We start from the raw sequence: 20,798 nt of genomic DNA, 5'->3' as shown, positions 1-20,798 counted from the left end.
ACCGCAGGGGTCAGAGTCTCGGCGCGGGTGGCTCTGGGCGTCGGCGGTGACCGATGCCGAACTGGTTGCTCGGCGCGGTGCGGTTCTGTGTGCGGCGCGCCCACTTCTCGGCCTCGACGAGCACCTGCCAGAAGTCCTCCGCACGGCTCTCGCCCTCGCGCTCGATACCCCACACCGTGCCGCCGTCCGGGTGGCGCACGCGGCGCTGCGCCGTCCACGTCCACGACGTCGGCAGCCGGTCGTCGTCCGACCAGTCGGTGCCGGTGTACTGCTCCTCGATCGCGAACCGCGAGTTCGTGTCGTTCTCCGGGTAGAACACGAAGTGCCCGGCCCCGAACGTCTCGGGATCTTCGTAGGAGAACGTCACGCTGCCGTCGTACTTCTGCGCGATCCGGTTCAGCCCGTCATCGAGCGCCTGCATGGTCGCAGTGAGCCGTTCCCGGTCATCGCCCGTGGTGTCCATCGCCTGCCCCTTGCCCGTGCTCAGAGGGAGAGTCCGGGTGACCGGCCCGGCGTGTCCGGTTCGGTGCGCCCAGCCGAGATCGGCGCGCTGGGGCGACGCGGCCCCGGCTGGCGCGGCCCTGGCTGGCGCGGACGCGGCGGCTGTGGTGCGACGCCGGTGTCCAGTCGGTCGCGGAGCGCCCGCTGCCGCTCGGCCAGCTGCACTTCCTCGATGACTTCTGGGTGGACTTCTTGCAGCAGGTTCGGGGTGAGTCTCACCCCCACGGGGTCTTCGGTGCCGAAGGCTTCGACGGCCAGCGTCCGGTAGGTCTCCTGGTAGGCGGCGATCCCGGCGCGCAGCGCCTGCTCCATATGGTCGAGCATCCGCTCGGACTGCGCGACCGTCATGCCGAACACCTTGGCCACGCCCGCCGCGCTGATCGGGCGGCGACGGTTCCCGGTGAACCTGCCGATGCGCATCTCGCGGCCCTCTGGCCCCACGCGCACGTCGATGACCTTGTTGCGGCCCACGAGCAGCCCGAAGCCCGCGCTGTCGCGCCCGAACCACGGCTCCGCGTACAACGCATCCGGTACCGCCTCCGACTTGTCGACACCGGCCTCGAACGCGGAGAGGCCGTCCAAGAACGGCGACCCGGTGCTGTCGCTGCTGAACTCACTCTGGTCAGACACGATGGCCTCCCTCACTCACCTCGGAGCGGCCCGGACGGGCGCACGAGGAAGGTGCGCCGACAGCGCCGACAGCACTCGCGGAACCGTCAGAATCCGGGCGAACTTCTAGGTTCTCGCGGCGGCGCGAGAAGACGTATCGAACAGGTCGAGCTCGTCGGGGTGCAACTGTGCCTGCACGACGAAACTGCGCTCCTTGATCTTCCACAGCCCTTGCCCGACACCGAGCGAGGGCAGCAGTTTGCGTTCGGTCGTGGTCAGGCCGAGGGTCTTGGCGGTCACGCCGAGCTGGTCGCTTTCCTGCCGGTAGATCACGCGAGTTTCCGCGTTGGCCAGCAGCGAGTTCGCCAGCGAGCGCATCGCACTCCCGGCGTCGCCCACGTTCTCCAAGTCGGTCAGCTTGTGGAAGATCAAGGCGTTCGCGATCCCGTAGTGGCGGGCGAGCCGCCAGTGGGCGTCCATCCGGCGCAACAGCGACGGCTGGGACATCAGCCTCCAGGCTTCGTCGTAGATCACCCAGCGTTGCCCGCCGGACGGGTCGAGGAGAGCCGATTCCATCCAGGCCGAGCAGCACGTCATCAGCGCGCTGATCAGCGTGGAGTTCTCGGTGACCCGCGACAGGTCGAGGCTGATCATCGGCAGGGTCGGATCGAACCTGACCGTGGAAGGGCCGTCGAACAGCCCGGCGAGATCCCCGGCCACCAGCCTGCGCAGCGCGTGCCCGACGATCCTGCCGTCCTCGGCCAGTCTGCCGTCGACGTCCTCGGCCGGGGCGAGGATGCGCTCGACGACCATCGGCAGGATCGGCACCGGGTGCTCCCGCACCGTCGCCGTCAGCGCCACGTCGATGCTCGTGTGCTCCAGTGGGGTGAGCGGGCGGGCGAGCACGACCTCGGCCAGCGCGCCGATGAGGTCGCGGCGACGCGCCGCGACCGTGCTCTGCCACTCGGCGTCAGTGAAGCCCGTGGGCCGGTAGCCCTCATCGAGCGGGTTGAGCCGGGTGGCCATGCCGTGACCGAGCGCAATCGCCCGGCCCCCGACCGCCTCCGCGATCGGCGTATGTTCGCCTTTCGGGTCGCCCGGCACGTACACGCGCCGCCCGAACGGGAGACTGCGGGTGTAGAGGGACTTCATCAGCGACGATTTCCCGCTGCCGACGATGCCTGCGAGCACGAGATTCGGGGCGGTGATGATGCCGTTGGCGTAGAGCACCCACGGGTCGTAGACGAAGCTGCCGCCGCTGTAGAGGTCTTGCCCGACGAACACGCCGCTGGAGCCGAGCCCGCCCTCGGCGACGAACGGGTAGCCCCCGGCGAGCGTGGCGGAGGTGTCTTGGTGGCGGGGCAGATGGAAGCGGCCGGGCGTGCGCAGCATCGCCGGGCCGGGCTCCCCGGCGGCGGGCAAGTACTGCCGGGCGCGCTGTTCGGCCTTCTCCGCCTCGGCGCGGGCTTTCGCCTCAGCCATCTTCCGCTGCTGCTGCTCACGGTGCAGCCGGGCTGCCGCCTCGCGGCGCTGCTTGCGGTAGCGGCGGCGCTCACGGGCCGGGGCGACCAGCACCGAGGCGTGCAGCTTCTCCCCGTCGCCGCTGTTCATCGGCCCAGCCCCCGGTCGCGCTTGATCTGCGCGATGCGGTCGGGGGTGAACCACGACCCGTCGCCGCGTACCCGGTCGCGGCGTTCCTCGAGCGCCCGCTGCACGTCCTCGGCGGTCGCGGCGTCCTGCACCGGGCCTGTCCCGGTCATCTCGGTGGCGGTGCTGGCCGTCGTCGTCTCGCTGGCCGGGTCGTGCTCCCGGTAGAGGGCGACGTGCCCGAACGCCCGGCTGTAGACGAGCGCGTACGCGCCGTCGTTGACGCGCTGCTCGCTCATGCCCGTGGGCGGCTCGTCGTAGACGTGCCCGTTCACGAGTGCCGCGCTGGTGGTCTCCTCGCCGTAGTCGAAGCCGCGCAGGTGCTCCATCGCCGCCTCGGTGCCGTCCTGGTCGATGAGGTCAAGCACGCGGTCGGCTTCCTCGCCCTGCAAGAACACGACGCTCACCCACTGGCGCAGCGGGGGCTGCCAGGCGATCCGCCCGAGATGCCCGGATGCCTGATCCAGGAGCGCCTCGGCCCCGCTGATGTGGCGTGCCGCCTGAGCGAGCGCATCGGCGGCGGCCCAGGCATCCGCCGCGCCCAGATTCCGGTCGCCGTCATCGTGCGCGGCCCGGCCTTGGTAGGTCAGGCAGGCACCGGAGAGTTGGATGAGGGACTGCTCCAGCGAGCGGAGGGTGCCGAGCAGTTCCCCGGCGACGCCGTAGAGCACGTCGGGGTCGTCGATGCGCTGGCTGGCGTGCGCGAGACCCCGCATCGCTTGGCGGGCTTCTTCGGCGACGGCGGCGGGATCGTTGAATGTGGGCATGTCGGTTCTCCAAACGAGTCAGGTGGTGGCGTCCAGGTACGCCGGGATGCTCAGCCGCGGCGGCACAGCGGCAGGGCGGACGCCGTGAACGCGACGGCCTGCTGGCCGACCAACTTCCGCGTCTCGCACGAGGCTTGGATGGCGGCCTGCTCGATCGCCGCGACCGCCGCTTCCAGCTCGGGCAGCGTGTCGGACGAGACCGAGATCAGGCCCGTGTAGCGCAGCACCCCGTGCCCGGCGGTCAGGTCGGCCTCCTGCTGGAGCACGTCGTGGTACTCGGCGGTCTGGCCGGCGTCCTCGATCTGCCCGATCCGCGCCCGCTGCGCGGCGTCGGAGATGTACTCGGTCTTTTTGCGGCGGATATCGCGGGCCGCCTGATCGGTGCGCAGCGGCGTGCAGATCAGCGAGAACGCCCGGAGGATGCCGCTGGAGAGCAGCACCGGGGACAGGAAGCCGGGATGCACCATCGAGCGCGGCCACTCGCTGATCCACAGCACCGCGTGGAACGCCGAATCGCTGCGCAGATGCCCCCACGACTCGGTGATCGCGACCGGCCCGGCCGTGGCGAGGTCGTGGCCGAGGTCGCCGTGGCGCTCCAACGTGGCGGCGATGGCCGGGTCATACGCGCTGCGCAGGATCACCGCGATCTGCCCCGTGCCCAGCCAGCCGCCCGGCGTCAGGTCGGCCGAGCGCAACGCGGCCGTCAGCGTGCTCATCTCCTGCCGCAGCACGGCGGCAGCGCCCCGGATGCCGCCGCCAGCGGTGCGGACCTGCCGGGCGGCGGCTTTCATGTCCAGGCTCAGGCTGATCGTCGTCGCGTGCCGCTCCCCGGCAGGCCCGGCCCGGTCGATCAACTCCTGATAGGTCGTCGCCGCCCACGAGTCGTCGGCGGTGCCGTGCGCGGCCCACCATTCCGCCAAGCCCTGCCCGGAATCCGGCAGCGTCCGCTCCAGCACCTGCAAGGTCGCGATCCGCCCAGACCGGCACACGGTCGCCAGCACCCGCCCCCAGGCGGTGACCCGGCGCTCCTGCTCGCCGGGGTCGAGCAGCACGAACGCCGGGTGCGTCACCTCGGTCACCACCGTCAGCGTCGCGGCGGTCGGGTCGTGGATCATCCCGGCCCCAGTCTCGGGGTCGGTGTACTCGCGCAGCCTCGCCATGTCGCCGGGCAGCGCGAGCGTCCCGGCAGGCCGGGGCCTGACGATCCGCCGCCGGTACGCCAGCTGGCCCCCGGTGGAGCGCCACAGCCACCAGAACGCGACCGGCAGCCACTCGACCATCGGACGCCCCGCGACGGGTATCCAGGTCAGCGCCGCCGCGATCACCCAGATCGGCGCGGACATAAGGAACAGCACGCCCCCGCCGCCGTAGAACGCGGCCACCAGGCTCACCCCGCCGATCCCGAGGGTGATCAGTTGCGACAGCGACAGGCCGAGCAGGATGCCCCTGCGGGTGAGCCGGGAGAACTTCACCGGCACCAGCTCGCCGCCGCCACGCTCCACCGTTGTTGTCTCGCTACTGGGCATGACGGGTCACTCCTTGGTCGGCTTCGGAGGCGGCGGGGTGCTGTTCGGGTTCTTCGGCAGCGGCTGCGACGGCGGCGGAGCCTGCGGGGTGACGTCACTGGTCTGCCCGGCTCCGCTCGCGGCGGCATCGGCGTTGTCGGCCAGCACCTGGCCCGCTTTCGGCCCGGCGGTCACGGCTGCCTTGATCGCTTGGGCTCCGAGCACCACCCCGGCCGCGATCGGGCCTGCTGCCGCAGCACCACCACCGGCACCGGCCCCGGCCGCCGAGCCGCCCGCACCCGCACCGCCGCCCCCGGCAGGCGTCGGCTTCGGGGTCGGCCCACCGCCGCCACCGCCTCCGCCTCCACCGCTGCCGCCGCCGGTCTTCTTGCCGCCGCCCTTGCTGGCCCCGTCGAGGACTTGCTTCGGCTCACCGCCTTGGGGCTTGCCCGGTGTAGGCACCGGCCGGTTCAGCGCGTTCTTGGCCTCCTGCTCGGTGCCCATGCTGTTGTAGAGGTCGAAGCCGATGAACGACAGGAAGCGGTAGGTCATGTACGGGGCGAAACCTGCAAGCGCCATGAGCACGATTCCGGCCAGCGGGTCGGCCACACTGGAGAGGTCGGCGCTGTCGATGGGGGCCGAGACCTGGGTGACCGCGACCAGCAGGATCACGACGAGGACGAGCTTGCTGAAGATGAGGGCCAGGACGAACATGGCCCATTTCGAGATCCAGCCGCGTGTGGCATCCCAGGACGCGCCGGAGAACGCGAACGGGGCCAGCACGATCGCCACCAGCAGCAGCGCCTTCCGCACCAGCAGCGACAGCCAGACGATGGCTGCGGCAGCAATGGCCAGGGCCGCCAGGAAGATCGTCAGAATCGCCCCGACCCCCGGAGCGCCAATGTTCAGCGCGGTCAGCCCGGCGACGAGGATCGCGATCTTGTCGCCCATCGACTCGGTGGTCTCACCGGCTGCCTGGATGATGCCGACCGAGAGTTGGTCGACGATCTCCAACAGCAACGCGGTCAGGGTGATGACCACGAAGGAGCCCAGGACGCTCTTGCCGAGCCCGAGAGCCGCGCGCGAGAGCGCGGCGGGTTCTCGCCGGATCATGCCCGTGATGAGCTGCAGACAGAAGAACAGCAGCATCACGAAAACAGCGATCCCGAAGAGCAGGTTGTAGACGGCCACGTACTCGCTGCCGGTGACGTCGACCAGGGTCGTGGTGTCGAACACCGTCCACACGGAGGTGAACATCCAGCCGGCGGCCTCGCCCATCGCGGACGCGAGCCAGTCGAACGGTGCCGAGATCAGTGACGCGGCGGCTTCGCCTGCGGTATCGCAGACGGTGGAGATGACGGGAATGTCGCAGACACCCATCACGACCTCCTTGGTTCGGAGTGGATGGGTGGATCAGACGGACTGGCCGACGCCCCAGAAGAAGTTGATGAGCGTCACGCTCGCGCCACAGACGATGGCCGCGCCGCAGGAGATCAGGACGCCGATCTTGCCTCTCCCGGCGAGGTGGGGGTTGCTGCTGTTGGAGCCGTAGGCCCAGATGATCGCGCTGACGATCAGGGCGAGCACGGCCAGGATCAGGCCCACGGTCATGACCGCGCCGACGATGGTGCGCAACTGCTCGATGCCCGGAAGCCCGGACGAGTTGGGGTCGATGTCGATCACGGCAGTTCTCCTTCACGAAGCGTTGGATGGTGATGGCTCCAGGTGCTCGCGGCGGACACGACGAAGCGCCCGCCCCGGAGGAGTTCGGGGCGGGCGCAGACAGTGGGGGCTCAGAGTTGTCGGCCGACGTCGATGAGCCAGTTCATCCACGCGACGCCGCCACCGGCGAGGACGGCGGCACCGAGAGCGATGAGCACGCCGACGCGCCCCTTGGCTGCCGCCGCGTAGTTGCCGGTGCTTGCCGCTATCCCCCGGATCGCGCCGGAGACGATCACCATCAGCACCGCGATCACGAGCACGAACATCAGCAGCGCGCCCACGACCTGCTGGAGATCGCCGATTCCTGAGAGCCCGTCGAAGTCGGGGAACACGTCCATGACCAGGCCCCCTATTCGACCGAGAGATGGACGTGATCGAAGTGACCGCCCGAGGGGTCGGAGGGGTCGTAGACCCCGCCGCCGGTGTAGGGACGCCACCCGTCGTCGGCGCGAGCGGCCGTCCAGATGCGGCCCTGCCAGATGACGTACTTCACCGCCCAGGTCTCGGCATTGGCGACCAGCCAGTCCGCGAGCCGATCCCCGCTGGCCCTCTCCGCGTCGGAGGGGAAGTGCCCGTACGCGCCGAACGTCCAGTCGCACGCCGCGCCTCGCGGATGGTCGCTACTGGGGTTCCACTCGTGTTCGTCCCAGCAGTAGAGGCCATCGTGCTCGAAGCCCATCGCCTCGATCTGAGCCAGGATCGTCGCGGTGCGCGGCGTCACGCACGCGCCGTCAAGAGTGGGCTGGGTCGGATCGGGCAGCGAGCACGACTCGGCAGGCCACGAGCCGTCCGGTGCCCGCTCCGGTGGGGCGATGCCGGTATTCGGATCGAGTGGCGCGCTCCCGTTCTGGCAGCCTGCACCAGGGCCACCGCCGGTGGCCTCGGGCAGGTCCGCCGCGTTGTTGTCGTTGAGCCACGCGGCGGGGTCGGTGTGCTCCCCGTCGGTGCCGCCCACGCGAACCTCGAAATGCAGATGTGGCCCCGTGCTCATCCCGGACGAGCCGACGTCACCGATGTGCTGCCCGGCGGTCACGGTGTCGCCGGGACTGACGTGTATGCCGTGCTGCCAGGAGTGCGCGTAGGCAGTCGCGACCGTCTTCCCGCCGAGGGTGTGCTCGACGACGATCAGCCCGCCGTACCCGCTGGAGAACTCCGCGACGGTCACCACACCGCTGGCGGCGGCGAGGATCGGCGTGCCGTCCGGGGCGGCGAAGTCCGTGCCGGTGTGGAACGACGGCTCGCCGGTGATCGGATGGATGCGCGGCCCGAACTCGTCGGTGAGCACCCAGGCGTCCTGCGGCAGCGGGAACACCACCTGCGACGACCCGGTGACCGGGCCGCCGCTCCCGCTGCCCGAGCTCGCACTACTGGTGAGCGCGTCAAGGATGGTCGCCGCGACGGGCTCGTAGTTGCGGTAGCGGTCGGGGTAGGCGCTGACCTCGACCGCTTGCGCAGCGGAGCCCTTGTCCATCTCCTGCCAGCCGGGAATGTCCAGCAGCCCTCGCGGAGACGGGTGGTTCGGCCCGGCCGGGCCGCCGAAGAACGCGCGGGCCTGATAGGTCGAGTCCATCAACTCCGCGACGGTGCCCCAGCCCGCCGCCGGCCTCATCTGGAACAAGCCGAGCGAGTCGTGATCGGAGCCGTCGCCGTCATTCGGGTAGGTGCCGGATTCCGGGTACGCGCCGGTGTTGGCGAGCATCCGCAGCGTCGATTCCGTCAGCGCCGCCATCAGCGCGATCTGGATACCGTCGCGGCCCACGCCGTCGATGCCCGACCCGACCTGGATGATGGTCGCCGCGTGCGTGAGCTGGGTCTTGTTGAGCGTGAACGTCGTGCCGTCCTGCGTGGTGACGGTCAACTCGTCCGGGACGTTGCCGAGGCTCACCTCGCCGCCGTCGATGGTGCAGGCGGCGTTGGCGGCGGGGTTCATCAGCACGCCGATCCCGAGCAGACCGAGCATCGGGCCGAGCAGCATCAGCGCGGCCAGAGCGATTACTGCCTTCTTCATCGTCACGCCCTGCCCTTCTCAGCGCAGCGGGCTGTCGAGCATCGACAGCCGCAGCAGGTAGCAGGACGCCGCCCCGCCGCCGGTCTCCGGCGGCGAGGTCTCGCCGTCGCCGTCGTCGGAGGGTTCGTCGTCGAGTTCGGGCGGGCAGGCGAGGAAGATCGTGAACGCCACCGCGTGCTCGGAGGCGACGGTTTCGTCGTTCCAGACGCCGGTGCGGTGCCGGGTGCCCTCGATGGTGATCGCGGTCGCCCCGACCGGGAGTTGCCCCGGACGGGCCTGCTCGACCGCTTCGGCCCACTGGCCCGGCACGAAGGCGTCGTCGATGCTCAGGTGCTGACTCGTCTGGTACTGGCGCAGATCGAGCCACGCCTCACGGGAGGGCAGGTAGGCGGCGATGTCGGAGGCGAGCCCGGCTTGCTCGGTGCCGGTCGGGTCGCCCACGTCGAGCAGCACGGAGGCGTAGTCGAGCGGGAACAGGCCGCTGGTCGTGTCCCAGGTGAACAGCGCGAGTGCCGCGCTGCGGGCGAACTCCTCGGGATCGTCGGTCGGCGCGATGCGCGGCAGCCGGGGCGTCGGATCGCCGGGGCCAGCGGGAACCTGCACCGTCCGGTCGTCCGGCCCGGATGTGGCGGGCTCGGCGGGGCCGGTGAGCAGGCCGTAGACGCCGATCCCGGTCAGGACGAGCAGCACGATTCCCGCAGCGATCAGGGCGATGAGTCGGCGGCGGGTGCGGGCGGGGTCATCGGAGGTTTTCATGCCTCCAGGTGCACGATCCCGGCCGGGGAGCGCGTGTCAGAGCGCGCGAAGGTGCCTGCGCGCCGCGACCACGGGTTCGGTGGGCTCCTGCCAGGCGGTGCGCAGTTCCGCAGCGAACGCGCTGGTGCCGTCTGCGGTGTCGAGGAAGGAGGTGATCTGCTCGTCGGTCAGATCGGTGGCCAGCACCACGGCGTCGTAGTGCGTCCACCATTCGGCCAGTTCCGTCCAGGTCGCCACGAACGCCCGCACCGGCCACCGCACCGCCGCACCGTCGTCGGTGTCGGTGTCGTCGAGGGAGCCCGCAGGCTGCGGCGTCTTGGTCTTCCGGGCGTGAGCGCGGGCCACGGCTTCCTGCGCGAGCGCCCCCAAGTCCGCCCCGCTCTCACCGTCAGCGTCGGCGTCGGTGGTGAGGGCGGTGCGGATGCGTTCGAAGGCGGGATGCACCGGCGCGCCCGCGTCGATGCGTTCCAGTTCCGCCGCTGCCTGCGCCCGCACCGCCTCGGCCACGGTGGGGTCGTCGGTGACGCGGCGCAGGTAGTCGATCTTGTCGAGCGTCTTGTAGGAGGCCCCGCCGGGGATCATCGCGGCGGCCTGCGCGCTGGCGCGGCCGGCCTGCTCGGACGGTGTGGGAAACTTTCCCGCACCGTCGCTTCCCGGTTGGTTCTCGCTGCTGAACCTCGACGCCGCCTGCCTGCGGGCGGCGTCTTCGGCCATCAGCGCCTTCAACTCGCGGTACAGCGCCGCCGCCTCGACCGGGGTGAGGTCTTTGTGGAGCACGTTGTCATCGGCCTCGGCCAGCAGATGCCCGAGCCTGCCCGAGATGCCCGAGCGCACCCACACGTTCACCGTGCGCCAGCCCAGCCGTTTGATCGCGGCCAGCCGCCTGGCACCGCAGACCAGCACGCCGTCGACGGTGACCGTGAGCGGCTGCAAGAGCCCGTCGCGCTCGATGGACTCGCACAGCGCGTCCAGGTCGCCCAGGTCGGTGCGGTGCCGGTGGCCGACGATGATCGAGGCGACCGTGCGGTCGAGCTCGATGTGCCCGGTCTGCGCGCCCATCACCGGCCCCCAGGTTTCGGGGCGGCCAGCGAGATCATCAGCACGAGGTCATCGTCTCGCAGCAACGCCTCCCGGCTCTCACCGATCAGCAGCCGCAGCAGGATGCCCCGCCCCGACGCGGTGGCCGCGTATGCCGGGTTCGGGTGCCCGAGGAGCGCCCGCAGCAGCGCCGACCATGCGGTGCGGTTCACATCAAGCAGGGCGCGGGCGTGCTTGTCGCGGCGCAGCAGCTCGTAGGCGCTCTGCCGGTTCCCGGCGCGAGCGAGGGCCTGGCAGATGTGCTCCACCCCGGCACGGGCGACGTGCGGCGGCCACTCCAGCGCGACGAACAGGGCGATGGCGTCGTCCATCGCCGCATGAGCCGACATGCGCACCGCCGGAGGCCCCACCCCAGCATCCGCATCCGCGCCGGTATCGGTGTCGGTGGGGTCGGGGTCGGTGACCTGGAAGGAGGCGTGATAGTCCGTCAGCGGGTTCTCCCGATCCGAAAGCCTCTCCGCGTCATGAAACACCGAGAAGTTCGGGCGTCTGGCCTGATGCACCGAGCACAGCAGGCCCTGCCCCCGTTCCTCCGCGATGCAGGTGATCCGCACCGCGTGCGTGACCACGCCCCACGGATCGTCGGCGGTGCGCGCCGCCTTGGTGCGCATCACGTCGAACGCGGCGGACGCTGCTTCCCACGGGTCGAGGCCGTGCTTGCGCGCCAGCAGGTCGTACTTCTGCGCGGCGTAGACCATCAGATCGGCGGCGACCGGATCGTGCTGCCACGCGCCGGGGCCGGCCTCGTGCAGCCGGTTCAGCAGGGCGCGCAGGCCCTCGCCACTGGTGAAGTCTTCCGGCTCTTGGAGTGTCGTGCGGGTTCTCATGGTGGGCGCCTCCTTGCGTCGAGGTGCACGCGATCTCCCTCGGTGCTGGGGGTGGTCGGGAGTTCGTGGCCGGGTCATCGCTGTTCACCGCTTCACGACTTCCCGACCGCAGCGCGCGTCGGCGCGTGGTGGCGGGCACCGTGCCCGAACGCGGACAACGGCGACAGCCGCTTCGCCCGCTCACCGATGCCCTTGAGCCCCCTGACCATCGGGGCGCGTGCTTGCCGGGCCAGCTCGACCTCCAGGTCGATACCGCGCCCGGCCATCGACGCGCTATTGCGGGCGATCAAGTCGGTCGGGCGCACCCACTCCACGCCACGCGCACGATGCCTCTCGAGTTTCTGCTCGACCTCGGCCGCCTCAGCCTTCGTCTCCGACGTCGTGGTCGCAGCGCCGTCAGCACGCTTGGTCTTGGTGGCGGTGGCGGCCTCCACCGCCTCGGGCACCTGCCGTACCTGGCGCGGCTGCTCGGGCTCGTCTGGCTTCGGCACCGCGTCCAGCCAGGGATCAGGCTGTCCGTGCTGCTCATGCGGATTCGCGTTCATGATGTTCTCTCCATCTCTCTCGTGGTTTCGGATTCCTCGACCGGCGGCGCGAACCAGCGGCCCACCGTCGAGGGATGCACTCCCAGCTCGTCGGCGATGGCCTTGTTCGACCACCCGACCTCCCGCAGCTGCACGGCTCGCTCACGACGACCCGGCGGCTCGCCTTCGACCGCATCGACGGCGACCGCCTCCGACTCGGCTTCTGGCTTCGGTTCCGGTTCGGCCGTGGCGGTTGCGGGGTTGGGCGTCGAGCGGGTGAGGACGACGGTCAGGTGCGTGCTGGCCAGCAGCACCAGCGGCGGGACGGCCGCGACGGTCGCCGCGAGCACGCCGGGCACGCTCGCATCCGCCGCGACGATCGCGTGCAGAGCGTTCGCCGCGACCGACACCAGCGCCCCGCAGATCAGCAACGCCCACGGATACCAGGCACCCGAGCGCCCATCCAGGGCAACGACGGCGATGGTGGAGACCACGATCAGTCCGTCCACCAGCAGCGGCCAGATCCACGCCTGCCCCGGCGTGACACCCGAACGCGCCGCGAGGTCAGCGAGCGCCATGAACGACAACCAGAACGCACCGATCCCGATCAAGACGGTGCCGGTCGCCGCCGTCACCACGGCCCAGCCCCACCGTTCGCGCACCATCACAGCCCCCGTGACAACGGCGGTGATGCCGGTAGGGGTGAGCGTGTGAACGCATCGGCGCTGCGTGCCGGTGCCCGTGTCCTCGGGCCGTAGATGCTGACGTGGCGGTAGGCCGATCCGACCGTCCGGGCGATCTCACGCCCACCCAGCCCGGCCTGGCTCGCCGCCGTGGTGAGCACATCCAGCGCGTCACGGGACGGCACCCCATGCTCTGCCAGACGGCACGCTGCCTTGAACAGACCGAGATTGCGCTCGCCCTCGCGAAGACTCGCCACCCGATACACCAGCCTCGACACATCCGCCTCGGAGGAGAGGATCAGCGGGCCTGTGTACCGGGGCGCTGGGCGCGGGTCGAGGAAGTCCCGCAACCGCTGCGCGTCCAGCGACGCGACCGCGCTGGCTCTGGCGCTCTCGACCCGGTACGGCACCCGTTCGCCGTCGATCATCCGCGCCGAGGGCGGCACGATGATGTAGCCGCCGTCGCCCCGGAAGTCCACCCCGGCCCGTGCGACCTGCCACGACCGTTGCTCACGGTCGGGATCAGCGGCGAAGTAGAGGTGCCTACCGCTCGTGGGCGTGGTCACGGTCGCCATCGGCTCGGGGATCAGTCCGGCGCGTGCCGCACGGGAGGCAGCCGGATACCCGTTGACGCCGTGCACGTCCACATCGACGACCACCACGCCAGAGACGGCACCAGTCGGGACGGCGATGTTCGCTCCCGGCCTCTGCCGCCACCACGCCTCGACCTGTCGCAGATCAGTGGTGGCCTCATGGAAGCCACGCCTGGGGATCGGGCGCTTCCCGCCCGGTGCGCACGGGAAAACCGGGACCCCCGAGCGCGCCAGTTCCCACGCCGCGACCGGCAGAGGCATCGCCTCACGCAGCCCCTCGAAGACTGCGGCGACCGCCGAAGCCCGGCCCGGCGTCGAGCCGCGAGCCACCCGAGTGTCGCGTACCTCATCCATCGCCAGACCTCCTGTTCCGCTGGAGGTCACCCCGCTCGGGGGCGACCCTGCGCCTCGAGGTGCGCCGGGAGGATCAGGAGACGAGACGGACAAAGAATGGAGACGATGACCGTCAGGCTTCGTGACGAACCCGACGAGTCTCTACCGGACTACCAGGCAATCCGCGCCGGAAACGACCGAACGCCGATGGTCTCGAAGAAGCGGCACAGAGTTGGCAGATCGGGCACAGCGCTCAGGCGATCCGTGCGCGCATCTGGCGATAGTGGCCGGGGGTGACACCGACGTACTGCCGAAACAATCGTGTGGCGTGGCTACGAGAGTGCCAGCCCACTCGCTGCATCGCAGCCGTCACCGTCAGATCAGTCTCACGAAGGTATTTTGCCAGGTGCTCCGCCCGGAGCATCGTCAGAAACGCCAGCGGCGTCTTCCCATACGCCTCCACGAACACGCTGCTCAACCGCGACGGCGACAGATGCACCTCGGCAGCCAACTCCTCCAACGTCCACCGCCGAGCCGGGCTCTCACGCAGCAACCCGGCCGCTCGTCTCGCCTCGATACGCAGCGGCGCGAACCGGCGATCCCGAGGCAGGGTGGGCCGGATATGCGCACGCTGCGAAGGCGAGACGCGCACAGGAGAGACCTTGATGAACGGGGCGATCACGTAGGCGATCTGGAACCACAGCGCCTGCATCCGCAGATAGTGGCGCACGAAGTCCCCGTCGACGCTGAGCGCGACCAGCTCGTCCAGCCACGGCATCAGCATCCCGGCCCGATCCTCCCCGAGGCGGAGTATCTGCGCGGGCTCGGTATAGATCGTTTCCGCGAACCCCTGCGCGTCGAGCCGATCAGAGAGGAACGCGGCGTACTGCCAGCGCACCTGGTCCAGCACATAGTCCGTGTCGAGATAGACCGTCGTCACAGTGATGTGTCCCTCGGGCTCCGAGCCTGCGAGCACGTTCGCGCCCAGCAGGATGACATCACCGGCCTTGACCGGCTGCTGCCCGAACTCGGAGAACACGAATGCGGAGCCGTCACGGACGACGATCACCTTCACGCAGTCATACGCCACCGGCCCTACCGCATGATGCACCGTCCGCGTCCGCGCCACCAACGGAGCGAGCACGGAATCAACGCCACTTGATCCCTCCTCCGCAGAGGGCATCTCTAGTCGACCTGCATCCATTGAAGGCTCGCCGGCCCCGCGCCGCTACTTCGCGAGTGTCAACCTGCCACTGATGGGCGAGTTCACGCTCAAGGCCCCCGGTAAGTAGCGCGCACTACTTTCCGGGAGCCTCTCGTGCGATTGATCTCCGAGCGCGGAGCCTACTCCGGCTATGCCGTGATCAGATCACGACGGCGGAAGCCCAGCATCCCGACGACAACGAGCGCGACCGCGACGGCGGCGAGCGCTCCGACCGCGAGCCAGGAGATCTCCTGCGCCGGATACTGGCCGACGTGACGGAACACGGAGGTGGCGAGCACTCCGTCGTCGAGCTGCAGCATGTCGCCGAACAGGCTCAGCGCTGTCCCCCACGCGAACACGGCCCAGGTGATGCCGAGCAAGCGCGGCGCGAAGCCGTAGAGTGCGACGGCGAGCCCGAGCAGCGCCCAGATCGCCGGTGTGTGCGCGACGTGCCCGAGGAGCACGCTCCCGAACAGATCCCCGTCGCCGGTGGCCAGCGCTGCCCCGAGTCCGGTGCCGAGTCCGGCGAGAGTGAGCAGCCAGAGCGCGCCGAGCGCGGTGACGAGGACCCAGGAGAGCAGCCAGCCGGTGCGGGAGACGGCCGCCGCGAGCACGGGCTCGGCGCGCACGCCCTGTTCCTCGCCGCGCAGGGCCTGCACCGAGAGGATCGCGAAGACGGCGACCATGATCGCGAAGTAGACGCCCATGAACCCGAGGTAGCCATCGACCATGCCCTCGGTGCCGCCGAAGATGACCATGACCTCCGCCGGCAGCCCGTCCGCGTTCTCCGCCATCGGCTGCACGAAGGCTCCGAAGGTGATCCCTCCCAGCAGCAGCGCGAGCGACCACCACAGCAGCGCCGATCGCTGCAGACGGAACGCGAGGGAGAGCGAGCCACGCAGCCAGGAGGGGGCGACGGCGGAGCCGAGCCGGTCAGGCAAGATTCCCGCCGCGAGATCGCGCCGGGACTGCAGCGCGAACCCCGCGATCGCCAGTAGCAGCGCAGCGCCGAGGGAGAGGGCCAGCGGCCACCACCTGTCGAGGGTGAGCGGCGCGGCCTGCTGCGACCATCCGAACGGGGACAGCCACGACAGCCAGCCGAGATCGCCACCCTGCACGGACGACATGTCGCCGAGCCCGCGCACGACGAAGCTCGCCGCGAGCACCGCGCCGGCCATGCCGGACGCGGCCCGCGAGAACGCCGAGAGCTGCACGGTGACCGCCGCCACCCCGGCGAACACGAGCCCGACGGCCCCGACACTGCATGCGAACAGCAGCGACGCCGCGAACGAGCCCGGCTCGGCCGGGGAGAAATAGAACGCCAGCGCCATCAGCCCACTCATCAGGACGTTCATCAGCGCGACGAGGATCAGCGCGGCGGCCAGCTGCGCGTGCCGGCCGACGACGTTCGCGCGGACGAGCTCGGCCCGCCCGGTCTGCTCCTCCACACGGGTGTGGCGCGAGACGGTCATGATGCTCATGAGCCCCGCGCCGATCATCAGATAGACGCCATAGAGGCCGACGATGATCCTGCCCACGGTGATGGCGTCGAAGCCGTATCCCGGCCCGCCGATGAGCGCCATCACGGGGCTCGCCGCCAGAGCCGCGAAGCTCGCAAGGGCATCCTCGTCGAGGATCGTTCCCAGCGCATTCGCGAAGTAGGCCATCATCAGCGCCAGGCCGAGCACCCAGGCGGGGAAGCGGATGCGGTCGCGGCGCAGCATGAACAGCAGCAGCCTGCCGGTGCCCGCGAGCGAGTTGCCGCGGGCGTCGCTCCCCGCAGCCTGGAGGCGTGCGGCATTCTGCAGTGCGGTGGTCATGACGCGCTCCGCTGCAGCTCGTCGCCGTAGTGACGCAGCAGCAACTGCTCGAGCGTCGGCGGGGTGGCGGTGAGAGCCTCGACGCCGTGGGAGGACAGCTCGCGCATGACCTCCGGCAGGTGCTGCGTGTCGACGTCGAAGCGGATCTGTCCCGCCTCCTCGCGCAGATCGTGCACGCCCGCACGACTCGACAAGCCTTCGACCGGCCGAGCCGTCTGCGCGGTCACCGCCGTGCGCGAGAGGTGGCGCAGGTCGTTCAGGCTGCCCGACTCGACGATCCTCCCCTTCCTGATGATCGAGATGCGGTCGGCAAGCACCTCGACCTGGGCGAGGATGTGGCTGGACAGCAGCACGGTGCGCCCGGCTGCCTTGGCCTCACGGATGCACTCCTGGAACACCGCCTCCATCAGCGGATCCAGGCCGGCGGTCGGCTCGTCCAGCAGCAGCAGCTCGACGTTCGAGGCGAGCGCGGAGATGAGGGCGACTTTCTGCCGGTTCCCCTTGGAGTAGGTGCGTCCTTTCTTGCGGGGGTCGAGGTCGAAGCGCTCGATGAGCTCGTCGCGCTTCTTCGTGTCTACGCCGCCGCGCAGCCGGGCGAACAGGTCGATCGCCTCACCGCCGGTGAGATTCGGCCACAGCTCCACGTCGCCGGGGACATAGGCGAGCCTGCGGTGCAGCGACACCGCGTCGCTCCACGGGTCACCGCCCAGCAGGCGCACCCTGCCCGAGTCGTGCCGCAGGATGCCGAGCAGGATGCGGATCGTGGTGGACTTGCCGGCGCCGTTCGGACCGAGGAACCCGTGGACCTCGCCGGGAGCGACGTCCAGGCTCAGTCCGTCCAATGCGCGGACGGAGCCGTAGCTCTTCGTGAGGTTCGAGATGGTGATCGCGGGCGCGGGCGCGCCCGAGTGCGTAACGAATGTCATCATGATTCTTTCTGTGGTCAGTGGGTGTCAGGATCGGGAGCCGCCTCAGACGGCGGATCGTGCTGACTTCCTGGAGTGGCCCTGGGGCCTGGAACGTCCAGGCCATCGGGGATCGACTCGATGACACCGTTCAGATAGAGATCGAAGAGATACGGGGTGATGCGGGCGAACGAAGCCGGCAGGTCATCGGTGCCGAGCGCGCGCCGGATCCTGGGCTCCAGCATCATCGGCGCGAGCGCCAGCATCGCGATCGCCGTCGCCTGTGCGCGCCGGTCCTCGGCCTTGCGGAGGACATACCCCGCGAACCCGTTCTCGACGATCTGCTCGATGACCTCGACGTAGTGGTCGAAGAACCGCTGCCCCTGCTCGGAGGGATCGAGCAATGACTTGAGCAGGTACTCGAGGTCGGTTCGCATCGAGTCGTCGCTGACCATCGCGGCGACGACGAGCGGCGAACGACCGGCATTCTCGCGCTTCGTCTCAGTCAGTGCCTCGAAGACGTAGTCATCGCAAGCGGCGCGCAGGCCGTCCTTCGAGCCGAAGTGATGGATCACCAGCCCCGGTGACACGCCTGCCGCCTCCGCGATCCCGCGCACCGTCGTCCGGGAGAACCCGTGCGCGGCGAACTCCGCAATCGCGGCGTCCCTGATGCGGGCTGCGGTCTCCGGCGCCGTGTGCGGTGCACGCTTGGCTGAACCCATGTTTAATATTGAACGCGCGTTTACGCACTCGTGTCAAGCCTGGGGTCGGCGCGTCGGCGGACAGCATCCCCCGCAGGGTTCGCCCGGCACGCTCTGCGGACGGGTGGAGTAACGTGTCCTGCAGCCCCGCCGGGGCGCACGGTGAGCCGGGAGGTCTGGTCGGCAGCGGTCGAGCGACCGCTCCGACGACGAGACGGAGGCTCATGTGACTTGCACGGTCGTCGCCCTGGGTGAACCCCTGGAACCCCTGCACGATCTGATGGAGCGGGCTCCCATAGTCATCGGCGCAGATGACCTCGGCGACGATCGCCGCCGCGCGCGCGGCCTGGTCGTCGGCCTGGATCTGGTCTCGGAGGGATCTCCGAGGAAGGCGAGGGGGCGTCTCAGGCGGGAGGCACTGCGCTGGGGCGTGGAGCTTCAGCGGTACCCCGCCGCGGTTCACCTGCTGATCCTGTACCGCCTTCCGCCGGAGGCCTCTGCGGAGCGCGTCGTCGGCACCGCCGAAAGACTCGCCCTGCGGCTCCACGCCGAGATGGAGCGCCGCGCCCGATACGTCGACGTCACGCTGATCGACGTCACCAGGTGCGACGACGGCGAGCGGCTCGCCGACCGTCTGCTCGAGCGGATTTCCGGATCCGCAGGGGGATACCCAGCCGCGGCGCTGACCTGGTCGGACATCCGCGACGTGTCGATCGCTGCGGCCACGACCGCCGGGAACTGCTGAGCCCTCAGACCGCGATTCAGCCGATGATGGGGCGCTCCTCGGGCAGCGTGTACAGCCGGTTCCGTTGCCGAAGGGCGAGCGCGGCGGCGAGGCTGATCGGCCCGATGCGCCCGGCGAGCATGAGCATGCTGAGGACGTACTTCCCGAATGGCTCCAGCTCGGCGGAGAGCCCGACGGAGAGCCCGCAGGTGGCGAACGCGGAGATCACCTCGAACAGGATCCGGTCCAGCGGCGCGTTGCTGACGGTCATCACCAGCGCGGTGCTCGCGAGCACGAGGGTGGCGCCGAGGAAGGTGACGCTGATGGCGAGCCGCAGCGTGCCGTCGGGGATGCGCCGCCTGGCGGCGATGACGTGCCGGTCGCCGCGTGCCTCGGCGACGATGCCGAGGAACAGCACCGCGAGGGTGGCGACCTTGATCCCGCCGGCGGTGGAGGCCGAGCCGCCGCCGACGAACATCAGCGCGTCAGAGACGAGCAGAGTGATCGGAGTGGACTCGTTCGTGTCGGTGAGCGCGAAACCGCCGGAGCGCATCATGACCGACGCGAACAGGGCGTGGAACGCCTTCTCGGCGGGGTTCAGGTGCCCGACGGTGTGCTCGTTGCCCCACTCGAGCACCCCCCAGGCGATCGCGCCGGCTGCCAGCAGGATCGTGGTAGTGGCCAGGGTGAGCTTGGCGTGCAGGTTCCACTTGCGCCGGTGCCACTTGTGCATGATGAGGGTGAGGAACACCGGGAAGCCGAAGCTGCCCACGAACACGCCGAGCATGATCGGAACCAGGATCCACAGGTCGCCCTCGAAGGGCGTCAGCCCGCCCTCGTGGATGACGAATCCGGCGTTGTTGAACGCCGAGACGCCGTAGAACAGGGCGCTCCACAGCCCCTCCCACCAGTGTTCCTCACGCATGACGAACCGAGGAGCGAGGAGGAGCACGAGCACGGCCTCGATGGTCAGGGTGGTGACCACCACCGTGCGCAGCAGACGGCCGACCTCGCCGATCTGCGAGGCTCCGCCCATGTTCTGCTGCGCGAACACCCTCCCCTGCACGCCGAGGTGCCTGGTCACCGCCTGCATCAGCAGCAGCGCGACGGTGACGATCCCCAGGCCCCCTGCCTGGATGGCGAGGAGGATCACGACCTGCCCGAAGAACGTCCACTGCGTGGCGGTGTCGACGGTCGTCAGGCCGGTCACGGTGACCGCGGAGGTCGCCGTGAACACCGCGTCCTCCAGCGGGGCCGAGCGACCGTCAGCAGAGGCGATGGGCAGCTTCAGCAGGAGCGTGAAGAGTCCGGCGGCGACGAAGAAGATCAGCACCGCGGCCCGGGACGGCGACCGTCTCACGAACCCCCGCAGGTACCGGACCGGTGCCAACAGCACAGGGGTCTTCCAGGTCGTGCCGATCTCGCGTGCCACAGGGTCTCCTTGTCCAGCCTCCTCGGCCGAACGGCCGATGCCGACCAGACTTCCCGGCGCACCGCCGACCATTCTACGCCTGCGAGGCTGAGCGTCCCCTCCCTTCGCGCGTCCGAGCGCCGTCCCAGGAGGAACCGGTAACCTGGAGGAGGAGAGTCGGGAAGCCTGGTCGACAGCCGTGTCCGTCGACCAGATTCGGAGCCTTCCGCATGACTATGCCCGATCCCGCCTCCTCCTCGCGCGCACAGGCGCGGTTCCCCCGACGCGGCAGCTACGCCGAAGCGCTGCGCATCGGCGCGGTGCTTCGGAAGGAGACCGTCGGCGGCGGCCTCCTCGTGCTCATGGCCGTCATCGGCATCGTCTGGGCGAACTCCCCCTGGGCGGAGAGCTACTTCGCCCTCCGCGACCTCGAGATCGGCTACGAGCCGTGGCATCTGAA

The 20,798-nt window shown here is 69.9% G+C and carries 21 protein-coding genes and 1 pseudogene; 2 read left to right on the top strand and 20 right to left on the bottom strand.

The features are described 5' to 3' along the window. Window positions 1-10: 10 nt before the first annotated feature. The 19 genes from QUE25_RS05715 to QUE25_RS05625 form a co-directional block, all read right to left on the bottom strand. Window positions 11-463 (bottom strand): hypothetical protein, encoded by a 453-nt coding sequence (locus QUE25_RS05715; protein ID WP_286268184.1) that lies wholly within the window; start codon window positions 461-463, stop codon window positions 11-13. A 20-nt stretch (window positions 464-483) separates the two neighbouring features. Beyond that, window positions 484-1,131, bottom strand: coding sequence for a hypothetical protein (locus tag QUE25_RS05710; protein ID WP_286268183.1), 648 nt, complete (start codon window positions 1,129-1,131; stop codon window positions 484-486). Between the two features lie 105 nt (window positions 1,132-1,236). Beyond that, window positions 1,237-2,721 (bottom strand): ATP-binding protein, encoded by a 1,485-nt coding sequence (locus QUE25_RS05705; RefSeq protein ID WP_286268182.1) that lies wholly within the window; start codon window positions 2,719-2,721, stop codon window positions 1,237-1,239. Further along, on the bottom strand, window positions 2,718-3,524 hold the full coding sequence (locus QUE25_RS05700) for a hypothetical protein (protein WP_286268181.1): 807 nt from the start codon (window positions 3,522-3,524) through the stop codon (window positions 2,718-2,720). Before QUE25_RS05700 ends, QUE25_RS05705 begins: the two co-directional genes overlap by 4 nt. A gap of 50 nt (window positions 3,525-3,574) precedes the next feature. Next, window positions 3,575-5,050 (bottom strand): SCO6880 family protein, encoded by a 1,476-nt coding sequence (locus QUE25_RS05695; protein WP_286268180.1) that lies wholly within the window; start codon window positions 5,048-5,050, stop codon window positions 3,575-3,577. Between the two features lie 6 nt (window positions 5,051-5,056). Next, window positions 5,057-6,409: a conjugal transfer protein TrbL gene (locus tag QUE25_RS05690; protein WP_286268179.1), complete on the bottom strand. Its 1,353-nt coding sequence runs from the start codon at window positions 6,407-6,409 to the stop codon at window positions 5,057-5,059. Between the two features lie 33 nt (window positions 6,410-6,442). Continuing rightward, entirely contained in the window at window positions 6,443-6,712 is a 270-nt protein-coding gene (locus tag QUE25_RS05685) for a DUF6112 family protein (protein ID WP_286268178.1), read from the bottom strand. 110 nt (window positions 6,713-6,822) lie between these two features. After that, complete coding sequence (locus tag QUE25_RS05680; protein ID WP_286268177.1) at window positions 6,823-7,089, bottom strand: DUF6112 family protein; 267 nt, start codon at window positions 7,087-7,089, stop codon at window positions 6,823-6,825. 11 nt (window positions 7,090-7,100) lie between these two features. Next, window positions 7,101-8,759, bottom strand: coding sequence for a M23 family metallopeptidase (locus QUE25_RS05675; protein ID WP_286268176.1), 1,659 nt, complete (start codon window positions 8,757-8,759; stop codon window positions 7,101-7,103). A gap of 18 nt (window positions 8,760-8,777) precedes the next feature. Next, entirely contained in the window at window positions 8,778-9,515 is a 738-nt protein-coding gene (locus QUE25_RS05670) for a hypothetical protein (protein ID WP_286268175.1), read from the bottom strand. Between the two features lie 36 nt (window positions 9,516-9,551). Next, window positions 9,552-10,574 carry a ParB N-terminal domain-containing protein gene (locus QUE25_RS05665; RefSeq protein ID WP_286268174.1) on the bottom strand — a complete coding sequence of 341 codons (1,023 nt, stop codon included), beginning with the start codon at window positions 10,572-10,574 and terminating at the stop codon, window positions 9,552-9,554. Beyond that, window positions 10,574-11,440, bottom strand: a complete 867-nt coding sequence (locus QUE25_RS05660; protein ID WP_286268173.1) for a hypothetical protein — start codon at window positions 11,438-11,440, stop codon at window positions 10,574-10,576. The genes QUE25_RS05665 and QUE25_RS05660 overlap by 1 nt, the downstream gene beginning before the upstream one ends. A gap of 92 nt (window positions 11,441-11,532) precedes the next feature. Further along, entirely contained in the window at window positions 11,533-11,985 is a 453-nt protein-coding gene (locus QUE25_RS05655; RefSeq protein WP_286268172.1) for a hypothetical protein, read from the bottom strand. Then, window positions 11,982-12,629, bottom strand: a complete 648-nt coding sequence (locus tag QUE25_RS05650) for a DUF2637 domain-containing protein (protein WP_286268171.1) — start codon at window positions 12,627-12,629, stop codon at window positions 11,982-11,984. The genes QUE25_RS05655 and QUE25_RS05650 overlap by 4 nt, the downstream gene beginning before the upstream one ends. After that, window positions 12,629-13,594: a bifunctional DNA primase/polymerase gene (locus QUE25_RS05645; protein WP_286268170.1), complete on the bottom strand. Its 966-nt coding sequence runs from the start codon at window positions 13,592-13,594 to the stop codon at window positions 12,629-12,631. Before QUE25_RS05645 ends, QUE25_RS05650 begins: the two co-directional genes overlap by 1 nt. A 232-nt stretch (window positions 13,595-13,826) precedes the next feature. Beyond that, entirely contained in the window at window positions 13,827-14,717 is an 891-nt protein-coding gene (locus QUE25_RS05640) for a helix-turn-helix transcriptional regulator (protein ID WP_286268169.1), read from the bottom strand. A gap of 209 nt (window positions 14,718-14,926) precedes the next feature. Beyond that, the gene (locus tag QUE25_RS05635) at window positions 14,927-16,597 is read right to left on the bottom strand and encodes an ABC transporter permease (RefSeq protein WP_286268168.1); all 1,671 of its coding nucleotides are present in this window, start codon (window positions 16,595-16,597) and stop codon (window positions 14,927-14,929) included. Further along, window positions 16,594-17,523, bottom strand: a complete 930-nt coding sequence (locus tag QUE25_RS05630) for an ABC transporter ATP-binding protein (protein WP_286268167.1) — start codon at window positions 17,521-17,523, stop codon at window positions 16,594-16,596. The genes QUE25_RS05635 and QUE25_RS05630 overlap by 4 nt, the downstream gene beginning before the upstream one ends. Before the next feature lie 17 nt (window positions 17,524-17,540). Beyond that, window positions 17,541-18,224, bottom strand: a complete 684-nt coding sequence (locus tag QUE25_RS05625; RefSeq protein WP_286268166.1) for a TetR/AcrR family transcriptional regulator — start codon at window positions 18,222-18,224, stop codon at window positions 17,541-17,543. Window positions 18,225-18,429: 205 nt separating this feature from the next. Between QUE25_RS05625 and QUE25_RS05620 the strand changes: the two genes are divergently transcribed. Continuing rightward, window positions 18,430-18,948 (top strand): hypothetical protein, encoded by a 519-nt coding sequence (locus QUE25_RS05620; protein ID WP_286268165.1) that lies wholly within the window; start codon window positions 18,430-18,432, stop codon window positions 18,946-18,948. Window positions 18,949-18,964: 16 nt separating this feature from the next. On the opposite strand, the gene QUE25_RS05615 is transcribed toward QUE25_RS05620, so the two are convergent. Beyond that, window positions 18,965-20,431 carry a TrkH family potassium uptake protein gene (locus QUE25_RS05615; protein ID WP_286268164.1) on the bottom strand — a complete coding sequence of 489 codons (1,467 nt, stop codon included), beginning with the start codon at window positions 20,429-20,431 and terminating at the stop codon, window positions 18,965-18,967. Window positions 20,432-20,568: 137 nt separating this feature from the next. Here QUE25_RS05615 and QUE25_RS14745 point away from each other — a divergent pair. Further along, window positions 20,569-20,796 (top strand): annotated as a pseudogene (locus tag QUE25_RS14745) (Na+/H+ antiporter NhaA); the annotation flags it as partial. Window positions 20,797-20,798 lie beyond the last annotated feature (2 nt).

This window comes from Brooklawnia propionicigenes, assembly GCF_030297015.1.
GTDB classification, from domain to species: Bacteria; Actinomycetota; Actinomycetes; order Propionibacteriales; family Propionibacteriaceae; genus Brooklawnia; species Brooklawnia propionicigenes.
Note: the sequence above shows the minus strand (reverse complement) of the source record. Positions and strands in the feature narration are given on the sequence as shown.

What these genes read in the sequence shown, in the direction of transcription:
- QUE25_RS05715 (WP_286268184.1), bottom strand. Translation starts at nt 463, where the DNA reads ATGGACACCACGGGCGATGACCGGGAACGGCTCACTGCGACCATGCAG.
- QUE25_RS05705 (WP_286268182.1), bottom strand. Translation starts at nt 2,721, where the DNA reads ATGAACAGCGGCGACGGGGAGAAGCTGCACGCCTCGGTGCTGGTCGCC.
- QUE25_RS05700 (WP_286268181.1), bottom strand. Translation starts at nt 3,524, where the DNA reads ATGCCCACATTCAACGATCCCGCCGCCGTCGCCGAAGAAGCCCGCCAA.
- QUE25_RS05695 (WP_286268180.1), bottom strand. Translation starts at nt 5,050, where the DNA reads ATGCCCAGTAGCGAGACAACAACGGTGGAGCGTGGCGGCGGCGAGCTG.
- QUE25_RS05690 (WP_286268179.1), bottom strand. Translation starts at nt 6,409, where the DNA reads ATGGGTGTCTGCGACATTCCCGTCATCTCCACCGTCTGCGATACCGCA.
- QUE25_RS05680 (WP_286268177.1), bottom strand. Translation starts at nt 7,089, where the DNA reads ATGGACGTGTTCCCCGACTTCGACGGGCTCTCAGGAATCGGCGATCTC.
- QUE25_RS05675 (WP_286268176.1), bottom strand. Translation starts at nt 8,759, where the DNA reads ATGAAGAAGGCAGTAATCGCTCTGGCCGCGCTGATGCTGCTCGGCCCG.
- QUE25_RS05670 (WP_286268175.1), bottom strand. Translation starts at nt 9,515, where the DNA reads ATGAAAACCTCCGATGACCCCGCCCGCACCCGCCGCCGACTCATCGCC.
- QUE25_RS05665 (WP_286268174.1), bottom strand. Translation starts at nt 10,574, where the DNA reads ATGGGCGCGCAGACCGGGCACATCGAGCTCGACCGCACGGTCGCCTCG.
- QUE25_RS05660 (WP_286268173.1), bottom strand. Translation starts at nt 11,440, where the DNA reads ATGAGAACCCGCACGACACTCCAAGAGCCGGAAGACTTCACCAGTGGC.
- QUE25_RS05655 (WP_286268172.1), bottom strand. Translation starts at nt 11,985, where the DNA reads ATGAACGCGAATCCGCATGAGCAGCACGGACAGCCTGATCCCTGGCTG.
- QUE25_RS05650 (WP_286268171.1), bottom strand. Translation starts at nt 12,629, where the DNA reads ATGGTGCGCGAACGGTGGGGCTGGGCCGTGGTGACGGCGGCGACCGGC.
- QUE25_RS05645 (WP_286268170.1), bottom strand. Translation starts at nt 13,594, where the DNA reads ATGGATGAGGTACGCGACACTCGGGTGGCTCGCGGCTCGACGCCGGGC.
- QUE25_RS05635 (WP_286268168.1), bottom strand. Translation starts at nt 16,597, where the DNA reads ATGACCACCGCACTGCAGAATGCCGCACGCCTCCAGGCTGCGGGGAGC.
- QUE25_RS05630 (WP_286268167.1), bottom strand. Translation starts at nt 17,523, where the DNA reads ATGACATTCGTTACGCACTCGGGCGCGCCCGCGCCCGCGATCACCATC.
- QUE25_RS05625 (WP_286268166.1), bottom strand. Translation starts at nt 18,224, where the DNA reads ATGGGTTCAGCCAAGCGTGCACCGCACACGGCGCCGGAGACCGCAGCC.
- QUE25_RS05615 (WP_286268164.1), bottom strand. Translation starts at nt 20,431, where the DNA reads ATGGTCGGCGGTGCGCCGGGAAGTCTGGTCGGCATCGGCCGTTCGGCC.